The sequence below is a fragment of the Ruminococcus albus AD2013 genome (genome assembly GCF_000526775.1).
Taxonomy (GTDB): Bacteria; Bacillota; Clostridia; order Oscillospirales; family Ruminococcaceae; genus Hominimerdicola; species Hominimerdicola alba_A.
Map to the genome: position 1 here is coordinate 123,792 of NZ_JAGS01000001.1, position 13,728 is coordinate 137,519.

Consider the following 13,728-nt stretch of genomic DNA (forward strand, 5'->3'; position numbering starts at 1 on the left):
TTTGACATTATCTATGATAGCATAAATCGTTTGAAATTTCAAGAGCATATATATAACTTTGTTTAAAACGTACAAGAAATTTTGTTATATGTGTATACTATGTGCATTATATATAATTTACATAATATTATGCTTAATTAATGTTAAGTTACACATCATCAGATGTGGAAAAAGGAGCCATTGGTATGCCGTTTTTCCCGAATACAGTGACCTCTCCGTAGTTTGTCCAGTTATATCTGACAGCATTGGGAGAGGGGACTTTTTCAGACCATACGAGGGCTTTTCCGCCGCCAATAGCTGCCTGAGCGGGGGTGAATTTGCCGTCATCGCCTGCTATCTCGAAGCCTTTGATGGAGCCTTTGACTTTGAAACCGTTTTCGGCGTGGGAGAAGCTCACTTCGGCTTTGCCATCGTTGAAGATACAGCTTTCGTAGATAGGGCCGAATGCGTCAACGTCCATACCGTAGACAATCTTTTCGGCTTGCAGGCAGAGTCTTTCGCCCACGGGGAGTTTATCCTTGGGGTGTATCTCGTTGAACTCGCCGCAATCGAGGATAACTGCGATGCCTGTATTTTTCACGGTGCGGAAGGTCTTCATCTGGGCTGAACGTATCTTGCACCAGTTTTTATAGTCGGGGTCTGCGGCGTAGCTGTGCATTGGAAGTTGTACCATTATAAAAGGCAGGGTATCGTCGCCCCATATCTCACGCCATTTTGCTATCAGCGCTGTCAGCAGTACATAGTAGCTGTCAGGTTTGTGGTCGTCGGATTCGCCCTGATAGTAGAGAAAGCCGCGGAGGGTATAGGGGCAGACCCTTGTGAGCATATTTTCATACATATTGCAGGGTCTGAAGGGGTTGAATTCGTTTCTGGGACCCGGCCAGCCGTATATGCCCAGTTTTTCTTCAAGCTGACCCCATGACATATTCGGGTCAACATCCCAGTAGACCTGCGCTTTTTTCAGCCAGTTCTTTTCATGTTCGAGAAAGGCTTCATACTCGGCTTTCTGTTCTTCGAGGGTCTTGCCTTTTATGGTATCTTCGTACTCGGTGATATAGGAGGATATGCGCCTGTCGTTTTCAAGAGTTTCTCTGTCGACCCAGTTTGAAGCGGAGGTGCCGCCCCAGTTACAGCCGATAAGACCGACTACAACTCCGAGGTCTTTTGAAAGCTTGCGTGCAAAGTGGAGACCTACTGCACTCCAGCATTTTGAAGTTTCGCTGTCAGCCCTTTGCCATACGGCTTGTTCACCCTGACGTTCGGCTTCCTCGGCGGTAGCGACTTTCGGGGTGTAGTAGTAGCGTATGGGGGTGTCCTTATTCAGTTCGGCGAGGCATTTTGCGCCGTCCTTGGCGTTCTGTATCTCCAGTTCCATATTGGATTGACCGCCGCATAACCAGACTTCACCGATCGCAATGTCGGTAAAAGTAATGGTATCGGTGCCGTCGGTAACTGTCAGGGTAAGACCCTCTGCCGCTTCCATGGGAAGCAGTTCACACTGCCATTTGCCGTCCTTGACGGTACATTCGGTTTTGTTTTCGCCGATAGCCGCGGTGATGATCTTTCCGTCTTCGCCTGTGCCCCAGACAGCTATGCATTTCTCACGCTGGAGAACCATACTGTCTGAAAACATCTGTGAACATTTCAACATGATTATCCCTCCTGTTTATACCCGATTGATTTTATAGTAAACGTAATATCAGCCTGATGATGAGGTAAACCGCCTGATAAAGCGGAACTACCCAGCCGCCGCACGCAGTCAGTATGAACCCAATGGCGATACCGTTTGTGAAACCTTCTCTGCCGTATTTACGGCGACATTTGCTGTTTTTCAGGGCGGGTGCAGCCCAGCCCTCTTCTATGCCGAAGATAGCGCAGTGTATGCCGATGTACAGCCATAAGACATAGTATCCCAGTGATATCCGGAATATCCATGTAAAGACAAGACCGATGATGTGCGGCATATTGGCACCCCCTTTATAGGTTTTACAGCGGTGAACTTGTTTTCTTTGTTCTGATTTTACCACAACGGGAAAGCTTTGTCAATGAAAAAACGCCCGAAAAAGGTGAATTTTTTTCGGGCGCGACAGTGTCATTTGTATTTCGTATTTTTATAGACCGTTGGGGTTGTTCTTGATGAAGTTCCAGCTGCTGGCTGTCATTTCATCGAGGGTCAGCTTAGCCTCCCAGCCGAAGATCTTCTTGGCTTTTTCGGGGTTTGCATAGCAGGTGGCGATATCGCCCGCACGCCTTGGCATGACCTTGTAGGGGAGTTCCTTGCCGCAGGCTTTTTCAAAGCTGTGGAGAACATCGTAAACGGAAGAACCCTTGCCTGTGCCGAGGTTGACTGCGTCACAGCCTGTATGCTCCATAACGTATTTAAGTGCGCAGAGGTGACCCTTTGCAAGGTCTACCACGTGGATATAATCGCGGACACCTGTGCCGTCGGGGGTATCGTAATCATCACCGAAGATACCAAGTCTTTCCAGCTTGCCGACTGCTACCTGACAGATATAGGGCAGCAGATTGTTGGGTATGCCGTTGGGATCTTCGCCGATAAGTCCGCTTTCATGGGCGCCGATGGGGTTGAAGTACCTCAGCAGGGATACAGACCATTCGGGATCGGAAACACATACATCGCGGAGTATCTGTTCTATCATCACCTTGGTGTAGCCGTAGGGATTGGTGGCAGAGGTGGGCATATCCTCGGTATAGGGCGCTTTGTTCACGGGACCGTATACCGTAGCTGATGAAGAGAATACTATCTTTTTGCAGCCTGCCTTGCGCATAGCCTGTATCAGCAGGAGAGTGCCTGTGATATTGTTATGGTAGTACTCAACGGGTTTTTCAACGCTTTCGCCTACAGCTTTGAGTCCTGCAAAATGGATGACAGCGTCTATCTTGTTTTCCTCGAATATCCTGTCCATTGAAGTGAGGTCAAGCATATCAGCCTCATAGAAGCCGAATTCCTTGCCTGTTATCTTTCTTATCCTGTTAAGGGCTTCGGGTTTGGAATTGGAAAAGTTATCCATTATAACTACGTCATATCCCGCATTAAGCAGTTCAACGACGGTGTGGCTGCCGATGAAGCCTGCGCCGCCTGTAACGAGTATCATTGCCATGTCAGATTACCTCCGGTAAATTATTTTAATTAATATATAATCATTATACCATATTTTGCTCATATTTCAATTGACAATTCTGCTAAAAATACGGGGCTGATGCTGTCATGACAGCTTTTCTTTCAGTTGTTTTTCGATGCTGTCTGCATCATCGGAGATTATCAGTATATCAAATCCGCCTGCGTTGAATATCTTGGCGTTTTCAAGCTTGGGTACTTCCTCGGGGCGGTAATCGCGGAAAGTTGCGGTTCGGCTTTCAAGGCGCTGTTTAAGAAGTTCCTGACCATCGATGCCCTCATCGAACTTTACGGCGGAGACTTCGTCGGGATATCCGCCGTTCTCGTTGTAGAGTATGGCACCATCGAGGATATTAGCAAAGCCTGTTTCATAGAACTGTGCCGCGTTTTTGTCGTATTTTCCGTCACCCTTGGAAAGTCTGCCGTCAAGATTATCATGGCTTATGTCGGCAAGGAGTTCTTCGGCGGAGATATCTGCGGCTTTCTCGGTGCCTGCGGCTGAGGAAGTATCCGCCTTGGTATCGTTATTTGTGCTGCAGCCGCACATCATCAGCATTGCGGTCAGTATCAGCGCGGCTGTTTTAATTGTTTTCTTCGTTATAGTTGTTCTCTTCATAGTTGTCTGCCACCTCAAAATCTTCATAGCCTTCTATCTCGTGATTATCGTAGAGATAGGTTATGATAGTGTTATAAATCTCCCGTTTGCAGCCATCACGGGCTGAGCCGAGATATTCGTCCGCTTTTTGGGACATTTCTTCTTTGATGTTCATGCCGTTTTCGATATATCCGCAGAGGATATCGGCAAGCTGTTCGGGGGTATCGGCTTTTTCGCCGAAGGGCTTGCCCTCGGTGCCGAAGTATATCAGCGGCTTGCGCATTATGCCTGCGGAAAGTTCCTCGGGGTCATCGGTGATGATGAGGGACGAACGGCTTTTAAGTTCATCGGCATTGAAATCATCGGTCAGGAATGTGACTTTATCAAGTCTTGGCAGGGCGTTTGCTTCATCGTTGGTCACACCCTCAAAAGCAATGGTAAGGGAATAGCCGCTGTCATTGAGGGCTGTTTTTAGTTTTTCGTTTTCGAGAAGTTCTTTCAGAAGCTTAAAAAACTCGGTATCTTTGAAGGGTGCCTGTTCCTCGGGGACGTATTTTGCAAGCATCAGCAGCATATCACTGCTTGTTGAATTATCGGTTATGAGGTCATAGCTTGTAAGACCTGTGAGTTTCAGCACCTCGGTGTTCTCATAGCCGTATTCGGGCTTTCTCAGTTCTTCTATGTAGTCACCGGTACCGCAGAAGTAAAGTCTGACATTGTCGTGCAGACGATGGTTTTTCGTGATAGCGGGCTTGTCCTCGGGAGAATTTTGCAGGAAAACATTTGTTGTTGTGCTGAGCCTTGTAAGGCTGTACGATGTATCATCATTTCCCGGGAAATTCTTTTGCAGGATATCGGGAACGGTTGTGATATATACCTGCGCGTTCAGGAAAAGCAGTTTATGCAGCAGAGAACCTCTGTACAGGGGCTTGTAGCCGTCTTCGATAAGGCGCTGTGCCGCGGGGCTTTCCCTATCGGTGATGTAATAGCAGTAGAGTTCGTCATGGCGGGTCATGGCATAGCGGAACATATCCTCTGCCGCACCGCCGCCTTTTTGGGTATCATCTGCAAAAAGCCAGATATTCTTGTTTCTGAACCAGAATTCAGTACAGCGGTAGGCTGTCCTCAGGTTGAAAGACACGCCTTCCTCGGCTGCCCTTTTCATCGAACCGCGGAAAGCTCTGCGCTGTGCCTTTTCGGAGAGTGCAAGAGTGACAAGTCTGCCGTTTTCGGCGCGGGCGAAGAAATTGTTTCCGAGAGGGAATATACTTTCGTGACAGCCATCTTCAATTCGGCTGCCGGGAGTGCGGAATATTGTCTTTAGCTCGTATTTACAGCCTTTGAAGAGTATGAAGAAACACAGCTCGGCCCTTTCCTCCGATATAGGTATGCTCAGGTGGAATGTTCGCTGTCTTTCAAGCTTTTTACCGAAATACATAACAGGCTCGCCTTTGCGGTCGTAGTTCAGCTTGTATTCGTCGCCTGCGTATTCGGCGGTCAGCTTTGTGCGGCGCTCGCTGAATATGTTATCGAAACAGCAGTCTATCTCGAAATTGTTCTTATACAGGTTCAGCTGGACAATCTCGATGAAGAGCCTTGTGCTGTCGAAAAGGACGATATCTTTCTGCACCGAGAAAAGCCTGTCACTGTTGTAGCTGATATCGGGGAAGTAGTTCTCGTGGCCGTGCTTCAAGCCCAGAAGCAGGCGCTTTTCTTCGGGATTTGCGGAGAATAAGCCGTATACATCACATATCACCTTGTCCTCGATTGGACGCAGGACTTTTTGTATGGTGTCGATGACCCTGCTTCTTTCATCCTCGGGAAATTCTTTTATGCGCAGACCTCTATCGTTACATTCCATTACCTTTGCGGTGATGAAATGCTGTAGGAAAAGGGGAAGTCTGCCGTCCTTTCCTTTACAGGTCTCAGTAAGGGGGATAAGGCAGTTATCGAAGATGGCGGTGTAAGTTTCGGCTTTGTCCGAATTTTCGGGGAGCATATCTTTCTGCGCGGGGGAGATCCTTTTTTCAGCCAGCCATGCGGTAAGGCGGTCATCGTAGAAAAATCTCTTTTCTTCGCAGAGGGCTTTCAGCATACATTTTTGCTGAGTAAAATCGCCTGCTTCTGTCTCAAAACGGTGTTCGGCGGCAAATGAGGTGCGCACCACCACGGCTTCAAAAGTCGAAGGAAAGCAGTTGTGGCTTTTATTAAGGTCGATGACTGCTGCCCTGACCGATAAGGGGAAGAAGGTATTTTTACCGCTTCCTGCTAGTCTGCCGCAGGCTATATGCAGTTCTGGGTCGCTGTCAAGGGCGGCTATAAGTCTCGGAAAATATGAGGGGTCAACCTTGCCGCCTGCACGCATGACGGTGCAGTAATCGGCGTTTGCATACTTTATAAAAGTGTTCAGCAGTTCTGCTTCGCTTTTGCCGCCGATGTTGATAAAGGCGGTCATTCCGAAAGCGGAGGAACGTTCAAGGTAGAGCTTTTTTCTGTCGTCTTCGGTGAAATCACCTGCGATGATAAGGAATATATCCTTTACAAGTTCGCCCGACTGACCTGCGATGTTCAGAACGGTATCAAGGGCTACCCTGTCGGAGGCACCTACTGTCAGCAATACTGAAAGCTTCATTTGTCTGCCCCCTTTCTGCCGAATATCTCAGCTATTATCCTGTCGGTGGAATGTCCGTCACAGCTGCCCATGTGGTAGGATACGCACTTTTCAAGTTCTGCGGTGCTGCGGCAGGAAAGTTCGTGGTCGATGGCGGTGAAAAGCTCATCGGCTGTTTGTGCGACGGTTGTGGGGAAGCTGTGGTAATCAACGTAGAATCCACGCTCGGTATCAAAGTCTTTGAGGTCGGGGGCGAAGAATACGAAAGGCTTACGGTAGATAAGCCAGTCGAAAACTACGCTGGAATAATCGGTGACGAGTATATCCGCAATGGCGAAAAGGCTTTCGGTAGGGAAACCGTCATCGGGCTGCATATGAGGGTGCAGCTTCTTTATAAGGTATCTGCCCTGAGCGGCGCAGACCTTTTCGATATCCTCACCACCCACAACATAGGGCTCGGCGGCATTTCCGCGGAATGTGGGTGCCCAGAGGACGATCTGTTTGCCGAATGCTTCGGGGTGGGATTTGAAGAATTTCTCTCGGCAGAGGTCGTTGTACTTTTTGCTGTAATAGATATCTGTGCGGCTGATGCCGAGAGGGCGTACATTATCGTATCTCTGGCGGAAAGAACTTGCTATCACGGGGGCAACGCAGGGTGCGCTGACTGTCCAGAGGTCGTAGCCACCAAAGACATCGCCCTTGTAGAACGATGGCACGCAGTCCTCGGAATCGTAGCCTGCTTTTTTCAGCAGACCGCCAGAATGCCACAGCTGAGTGACGAAAGTTTCACTGCGCTTATGACAGCTTGAAACGGGCAGGAAAGTATCACAGATGAATATTTGTTCAGCCCTGCCGAAAGCAATCATGAAATCCAGTATAAAGCGCACAAGAGCGGGCTTGGAGCATTTTTTGAAATCGAGGTAGAACTCTTTGACGTGAACACCTTCCAGCTTTGCCACCTTGTGGCGCATAACGCGCATACTGAAAGGGCAGGTATCGTGGTGGGCATCAGCGAATATAACAAGACCTTTTTCGATTTCGCCGCGGGAAAAGATGAAATATATAAATGGCAGCAGTACATTCTGCAAAAACATTTTAGCAAGCTGCCTGAGTTTCAGTTTAAGGCTCATGATGATCTCCTTGTATGGGGTTATGATTAGGATACCCGTTGACGAAAGGCGTGAACGGGCATATTCTTGCGTATACAGTATAGCACAAAAGGGCGGGGGTGTCAAATCGTGGTGATTATGAATTATGAATTAAAAAGCGCTTCTCTGCAAGTCAGCAAAAATCAGTAAAAGAATCACAAAAAATGAACATTCACAGCGCCTATTCTCGTTGACTTGTAACTAATAATGTGATATAATAGTTGTGTTATCATGGTGGCAGATGTTTCTGCCTGCCGACGATTTTTTGTGTATTTTTGCACATGATACCGTAAAGGAGGACACATATAATGAAGATCTATTCGGTTAATGATCCCGAATTCAGAGAGTTCGGTAAGGTGCTTGAAGGTTATGACACCAAGGAACTCATCGCTGCGATGAACGCTGTTGAGATGCCTGCGGAGGGCGTTGCCTATGAGCCCTGGATCGATTCTCTTGAAAAGTGCGGCATTTTCACCAAGCTGGAGAACAACGCTTTCGGCGGTATGCCCATTGAACTGGGTATGTGCTGGGGTCACAACAAGGCGCTGAACTGCCTTGAATACCACAGAAACAGTGAGATAAATATCGGTGCTGATGATTTTATACTGCTTCTGGCTAAGCAGGAAAAGATAATTGACGGCGTACTGGATACTGCTGATGTAAAGGCATTCCGTGCACCTGCGGGAGCTGTTGTTGAGGTATACGCTACTTCACTGCACTATGCTCCTTGCCAGACTGCTGACGGCGGTTTCAGGGTTGCGATAGTTCTGCCCAGAAACACCAATACCGATCTGCCCAAGGGTGAGATCATAGATGCAGAGGACAAGACTCTGTGGGCAAGAAACAAGTGGCTGCTGGCTCATGCTGATTCTGCTGAGGCTAAGCAGGGCGCTTATGTTGGTCTGAAGGGTGAGAATATCACCATCTGAATATTTTGAATGATTTACGAAAAGGAAGTACCGTCTGCGGGCGGTACTTCTTTTCGCATAATAAGGAAAGGCATTTCTGCATGGATATAGCAGAAATGCCTTTGTTGTTATATGGGCTATGAGAAATCTCTTTTGCCTTTTACTTTAGCTGCCAGTCTTATGATATCGGTAATATTGATTTTGCCGTCGTAGTTTATGTCTGCAACTTTCTGTTCGTAGTCGCTGAGCATTTTTTTGCCCTTTACAAAGGCCGCTGTTCTGGTAATATCGGAGATGTTTATGATTTTATCGCCGTTGGTATCGCCGAGATGGTATAAATACACATCCAGATCACTTGGGCTGTTTCTGCCCATAAATTCCATGACTTTTGTCACATATCCTTCAGCCTCCATAACGACGCGGTAGGATGTGGTTTTGTCATAACCGAACATCATGCGATCCAGCTGTTGTCCTCGGTACATCATTTCGTCCATCAACAGCTGATCGTCTGCATAGACAGATACATGTATCATCATTCTGTTGGTTATCGATATTACCGCGGCGTTACTGTAACCGGCCTTATCGCCGGAATATACAGCGTACCTGATCTTTTCGCCGTGGAAGAAGCTGTCGATCTTTTTTGAAGCCTCAAAGGGTATCCATTCGGCTGAGTAGAAATCGTAGTACTCCCAGCCCTTGGAGGTCACTTTGCCGTCAAAAGAGTAAGTCGGGACAGTGAGCTTGCTTACGGGAGTATCTTCCTTTACCTCGAAGATACCGGGAATATTGCTTACTAAAGGCGCATCTTCGGAATAATTTGCGATATTATAGCCTCTGTCGGCAACACTTATGGTATAGTCGGTAAGGTCTGTGATATCGTATTCAATGGTCATACAGCCATTTTCATCGGGTTCTGCGGGTACTGCATCGATGAAATCAAAACTGAGATTATCGGGTTCATCCAGCCAGAAATAAAAGAGGATGTCATCGAATGTTGCGGAACAGGTGAAGTTTCTGCCGTATGACCCTACACCTCCTTCTGAGGAAGAATAGTAATTGGCAGTGGGGTCAAGGAATTCGAGAACTTTTTTTATATCATCTGAGGTATATCCCCTGTTATCGGAAGAGCCCTTAATACAGCCCTTGCCTGTTCCGGTGATATAGAAGCCTTCGAGCTCAGGATCTTTGGCAGTGACAGTAAGTATCTTTCTGCCATTTTCTTTCTTTATGCTGATATCGCTGAACTCGGGTGGATCGTTATCAATAGTTATTTCTATGGACTTTTTCTGCTGCACCTTTTCACTCGGGCTCTGTAAAAGCTCGGTGGTGATATTCAGGAAATATCTGCCGTTTTTCAAAGTATTTTCGGGCTCGATATACAGGATCTTCTCACTGTCCTGAGGACACCTTTCCTCAGGTTCGCTCTCAAAATATACATTGCCGTTCTCGTCGGTCAGGGTATACTCCTTGATAGTGCTTGCGCGGTTGGGGAAGAAATTATATTGCATAAAATCAGATGTTGAAGGTGTTAATGATGAGCTGTTCGATACCACGTATCCATGACGAGGCGCAGGGTCGAGATTGGGACAGTAATCCTCAGCGGAACGGTTTTTGTACAGCGAGAGAGCCTTGGCGATAGATGCCGAAGCAGGGATATGATTTCCGAAGAGGTGTTTTCTGAGGACGTTCTCGGCAAGCATTGTATTATCAGCGGAGTAATCCTTTCCGATGATTGGGATAGAATTCCAGTCGCCGTGGAAGCCTGTGATCGGGATAGAGATATCACTGCAGTTATCTGCTCCCGAGAGGGTGAGATAGCCTTCGGTGAACCAGCCGTTGGTGAACACACTGTTGAGGGCAGTCACGTCATCGGTATCAAGGGTGACGGATACGGTCAGGGTAGCTTCGCCGCCTGCGGGTACTTTGACGGTATCAGCAGAGAATGACGCTGTTGAACCAAGAACGGCAGGGGTATCTGAGATAGCATCATTGTTTAGCAGGTCACTGAACTCGGTGGTCTCGTGTATCATTTCAAGGTCGGCACTGTTGAATACTACTTCGGAACTGCCGTAATTATGCAGAGTCACATCGAAGCTGAAGTTATCTCCCACCTTTTCACCTAAGCAGACTGAGGCTTTGCCGTTGTTTGTCATGGTAACAGTGCAGTCTGCCAGGTCTTCCATATTTACAAGACCTGCGCCCTGTATCCTGGGAGAATAGGGTATGTCGCATTTACGTACAGGGTCGGCAGTGTTCATCAGCAGATTTTTCACAAGGCTGACTTTTTCGGTTCCTGAAACGTCCCAGCCATTTTTTTCGATATACTGCTCAGCCAGTACGGAACAGCCTGCGGCAAATGGTGTTGCCATCGAGGTGCCGTCCATATAACTATAGCCGGTGTACGAATATGAAGCGGAGTAAATATTCTCACCGGGGGCGCTGATGTCGGGTTTGAGTTCCAGTGACTGAAGACCGCCGTGGGAGGAGAAGGTTGCCATATCTGAAATCAAGAAATCCATAAAGGTATCTGTCCTGAAGAAAAGACGGTTATCTTCCTGTGCTTTGATGAGCTTTGAACCCTCGATGTTGGTGCCTATGACGAAGAAGTTTTCGTCTTCATAATAGGGGTTATAGTATGATTCATCATTGGAACAGAACATCAGCCCTGCCGCACCTGCTTTGTCTGCTTCTTCTATCAGCGCAATGAGACCTCTATCATAGTCAAAATAATCTACCAGGGCGATCTTGCCCTTGACATTTGCGGATTTGAGTTCTTCCTCGCTGCCTGTGCCGCAGTACACGAATTCGTATTCGGTATCTTTGTTGACAGACTTAGGCGACATTATTGAGCAGGGCAGCTTAGTACCGTCGGCGAGTTTTATGATGTTGAGCTCGGTGGAGAGAACGCTTGCTGCTGCGATGGTGAACATATCATCCATGAGACCCGGAGAATTGAGCGAGTTTCTTTCGACGTTATCAGGGGTATGGATCGGCCAGTTTGAGTTGCCTCCGGCGCAGCATATCACAATGCCTGCATTATCTGCGTTTTTGAGAACTTTAACGTAAAGATCTTCCTGTTCATCGGTAGAGTATTGACCGCCGAAGCTTAGGCTTATAACATCTGCGCCGAGTTTTATGGCATCTTCAATACCTGCGACTGCAACGTTATCATCCATGGAGGGGATCTCATCGAATTCCTGTGTGAAGCCTGCCATGAATATCAGCTGTGCATCGGGTGCAACTCCGCTCATATCGACGTAGTCTTCATATTCTTCCATATAAGGCTTTACTCTGTTACCTGCCGCGATGCCGCATACATGGGTGCCGTGGTACATAATATCGTCTGAGTTTTCGACATTGTAGCGGTTTTCGGAATCTACCAGTGATATGGCATAGGGTATCTTGCTGCTGATGTAGGCGGAGTCGGGATCGATCTCGAAATTGAGATTTCGGTTCTGGGCTGCGTCAGCGATATCAGCCTTTGTGAGTTTTACAGAAGATACGTCCGTAAGAGGGGCAAACATCTCGTGGTCGGTCTTGAGTTCGGTATCTATAATGGCGATAACCTTGCCTTTGCCTGTCAGACCTGTTTCGGAAGAAAAATAGTAAGAGCCCGTACCCTCAATAGCCTGATAAAGATCCGGAGCCTGATTTTTCTGAGAAACAGTGACATTCTTAATTGCAGGAAGGTCTTCTGCTTTATCGAGAAGTTCATCGGGCAGAGTGCAGGAGAAGCCGTTGAATACGGCATCGTAGGTGAAATCCATCTTTGCATCAGGATAAATGGAAAGTATCTCGCCGAAAGCGTTCTTTCTGAGAGCTTCCAGCTGCTGAGACCTTCTCTGTGCGTCGGCTGTATCGAGATAATCCGAGCTCATATCGCCTGTATCGGCTGCAAGGATCGGGTCGCCGTAGAGTTCGACTATGACATGTACGATATTGTCATAGTCGGTGCGGGTGTCCGCTATCTCTACCGCCTGGGCTGCGGAGGGCAGAACTGACGATGCTGTGATAGCAAAGGCGGATATCAGCCCCGCCATTCTTTTGAACAATTCTTTATTCATTTTGTCTCCTCTCTGGTTGTAGATTATTAATACGAAATTTATTTGCAGATGTTGTGTTTTCGGGACTCTGCTCACATTTATAATTATATCTTAACCCTTACCATTTGTCAATAACTATCTGATTTTTTATGAATTTTTTAAGAAGATGCAATTTCGTTGCATCGTGAGAAAGATGATGATCTTGCTTTACTTTTGCGCTGATATATGCTATAATACCATCAGGAGTGATGACAATGGACGAGATGTCTTTTTCATACAGAGTAAAATCTGAGATAATAGATAAGATAAACACCTCACAGAAGGCTGATGCCTGCCTGATGGGTCTGCTTTGCTGCTGCAACGAACTCAGCGACAGGGAGATCCTTTTTCTCACAGAAAACTCATTGGTCAAGGATTTCTTTGTGAGGAACGTTTGCAGGGTGCTTAAAGATGACAATGCGGTGGATATCAGCGAGGCTGAAAGGCGCAGCGGTGTCACGCTGTTCAGCCTGACTATACCCGATGAGGGTCAGAGGATATATCTGCTGGACTATTTCGGTATGGACGAAAGCAGGAGACTGACGGAGGAGTATCTGCCAAAGGACAAGTTCTTTCCGTTCCTGACAGCTGGTATATTCCTTGCCTGCGGTTCGGTGAACGACCCAAGCAAGAAGTATCACATGGAGTTCGTTATGCCAACACTTGACCTGTGCAACGACCTGGGTCTGCTGCTTATCGAGCGTCATGAGATAATACCCAAGCACGTTGAGCGCAAGGGTGCGCAGGTGATGTACATAAAGGAGTCGGAGAACATAATAGATATGCTGACCCTTATGGGGGCTACCATGTGTTCTATCGAGCTTATGAACGTGAAGATGGAGAAGGATGTCCGCAACAAGATAAACCGTGCCATGAACTGTGACAATGCAAATATCGACAAGACTTTGCGTGCGGCTGAACGTCAGGTGGCGGATATAGAGCTTATCGATCAGAAAATAGGACTTTCGGCTTTGCCCGAACAGTTAAAGGAGATGGCGGAGCTTCGTCTGGAGAATCCTGATTACAACCTGAAACAGCTTGGCGCGGAGATGGTTCCGCCCATATCACGTTCAGGAGCTAACCACCGTTTGCAGAAGCTTTCGGAGATAGCTGAAGAGCTGAGGAAAAAGCATGGTTTAGAACAAGGTGTGCAGGATACACAGCAGTAAGATAGTACCGTTACCTGACAGCATTATGTTGATATTGACGAATTTCATAAAGAATGTTGGGTGATTTCCGAGAATA

Annotated in this window: 9 protein-coding genes; 2 read left to right on the forward strand and 7 right to left on the reverse strand. The window is 47.3% G+C overall.

Annotated elements, in window-relative coordinates:
* Positions 1 to 148: 148 nt before the first annotated feature.
* The 6 genes from N773_RS0100645 to N773_RS0100670 all read right to left on the reverse strand — a co-directional run bounded on the left by N773_RS0100645 (position 149) and on the right by N773_RS0100670 (position 7,475).
* Entirely contained in the window at positions 149 to 1,651 is a 1,503-nt protein-coding gene (locus N773_RS0100645; RefSeq protein WP_024855953.1) for a sialate O-acetylesterase, read from the reverse strand.
* A 31-nt stretch (positions 1,652 to 1,682) separates the two neighbouring features.
* Positions 1,683 to 1,964: a hypothetical protein gene (locus N773_RS0100650; RefSeq protein ID WP_024855954.1), complete on the reverse strand. Its 282-nt coding sequence runs from the start codon at positions 1,962 to 1,964 to the stop codon at positions 1,683 to 1,685.
* Between the two features lie 147 nt (positions 1,965 to 2,111).
* Positions 2,112 to 3,122 carry a UDP-glucose 4-epimerase GalE gene (gene galE, locus N773_RS0100655; RefSeq protein WP_024855955.1) on the reverse strand — a complete coding sequence of 337 codons (1,011 nt, stop codon included), beginning with the start codon at positions 3,120 to 3,122 and terminating at the stop codon, positions 2,112 to 2,114.
* Between the two features lie 105 nt (positions 3,123 to 3,227).
* Complete coding sequence (locus N773_RS0100660; RefSeq protein WP_242840335.1) at positions 3,228 to 3,755, reverse strand: DUF4358 domain-containing protein; 528 nt, start codon at positions 3,753 to 3,755, stop codon at positions 3,228 to 3,230.
* A complete protein-coding gene (locus N773_RS0100665) occupies positions 3,721 to 6,366 on the reverse strand; it encodes a hypothetical protein (RefSeq protein ID WP_024855957.1) in 2,646 nt (881 codons plus the stop codon). The genes N773_RS0100660 and N773_RS0100665 overlap by 35 nt, the downstream gene beginning before the upstream one ends.
* Positions 6,363 to 7,475 (reverse strand): CDP-glycerol--glycerophosphate glycerophosphotransferase, encoded by a 1,113-nt coding sequence (locus N773_RS0100670; RefSeq protein ID WP_024855958.1) that lies wholly within the window; start codon positions 7,473 to 7,475, stop codon positions 6,363 to 6,365. Before N773_RS0100670 ends, N773_RS0100665 begins: the two co-directional genes overlap by 4 nt.
* Before the next feature lie 326 nt (positions 7,476 to 7,801).
* Between N773_RS0100670 and N773_RS0100675 the strand changes: the two genes are divergently transcribed.
* Positions 7,802 to 8,422 carry a DUF4867 family protein gene (locus N773_RS0100675; protein ID WP_024855959.1) on the forward strand — a complete coding sequence of 207 codons (621 nt, stop codon included), beginning with the start codon at positions 7,802 to 7,804 and terminating at the stop codon, positions 8,420 to 8,422.
* Positions 8,423 to 8,538: 116 nt separating this feature from the next.
* Here N773_RS0100675 and N773_RS0100680 read toward each other — a convergent pair whose 3' ends face one another.
* A complete protein-coding gene (locus tag N773_RS0100680; protein ID WP_024855960.1) occupies positions 8,539 to 12,465 on the reverse strand; it encodes a S8 family serine peptidase in 3,927 nt (1,308 codons plus the stop codon).
* Between the two features lie 233 nt (positions 12,466 to 12,698).
* Between N773_RS0100680 and whiA the strand changes: the two genes are divergently transcribed.
* The gene (gene whiA, locus N773_RS0100685; protein ID WP_242836124.1) at positions 12,699 to 13,652 is read left to right on the forward strand and encodes a DNA-binding protein WhiA; all 954 of its coding nucleotides are present in this window, start codon (positions 12,699 to 12,701) and stop codon (positions 13,650 to 13,652) included.
* Positions 13,653 to 13,728: the final 76 nt, after the last annotated feature.

Bases quoted from the DNA above. Each gene is read 5' to 3' on its own strand.
- N773_RS0100645 (WP_024855953.1), bottom strand. From the start codon at position 1,651: ATGTTGAAATGTTCACAGATGTTTTCAGACAGTATGGTTCTCCAGCGT.
- N773_RS0100650 (WP_024855954.1), bottom strand. From the start codon at position 1,964: ATGCCGCACATCATCGGTCTTGTCTTTACATGGATATTCCGGATATCA.
- galE (WP_024855955.1), bottom strand. From the start codon at position 3,122: ATGGCAATGATACTCGTTACAGGCGGCGCAGGCTTCATCGGCAGCCAC.
- N773_RS0100660 (WP_242840335.1), bottom strand. From the start codon at position 3,755: ATGAAGAGAACAACTATAACGAAGAAAACAATTAAAACAGCCGCGCTG.
- N773_RS0100665 (WP_024855957.1), bottom strand. From the start codon at position 6,366: ATGAAGCTTTCAGTATTGCTGACAGTAGGTGCCTCCGACAGGGTAGCC.
- N773_RS0100670 (WP_024855958.1), bottom strand. From the start codon at position 7,475: ATGAGCCTTAAACTGAAACTCAGGCAGCTTGCTAAAATGTTTTTGCAG.
- N773_RS0100675 (WP_024855959.1), top strand. From the start codon at position 7,802: ATGAAGATCTATTCGGTTAATGATCCCGAATTCAGAGAGTTCGGTAAG.
- N773_RS0100680 (WP_024855960.1), bottom strand. From the start codon at position 12,465: ATGAATAAAGAATTGTTCAAAAGAATGGCGGGGCTGATATCCGCCTTT.
- whiA (WP_242836124.1), top strand. From the start codon at position 12,699: ATGGACGAGATGTCTTTTTCATACAGAGTAAAATCTGAGATAATAGAT.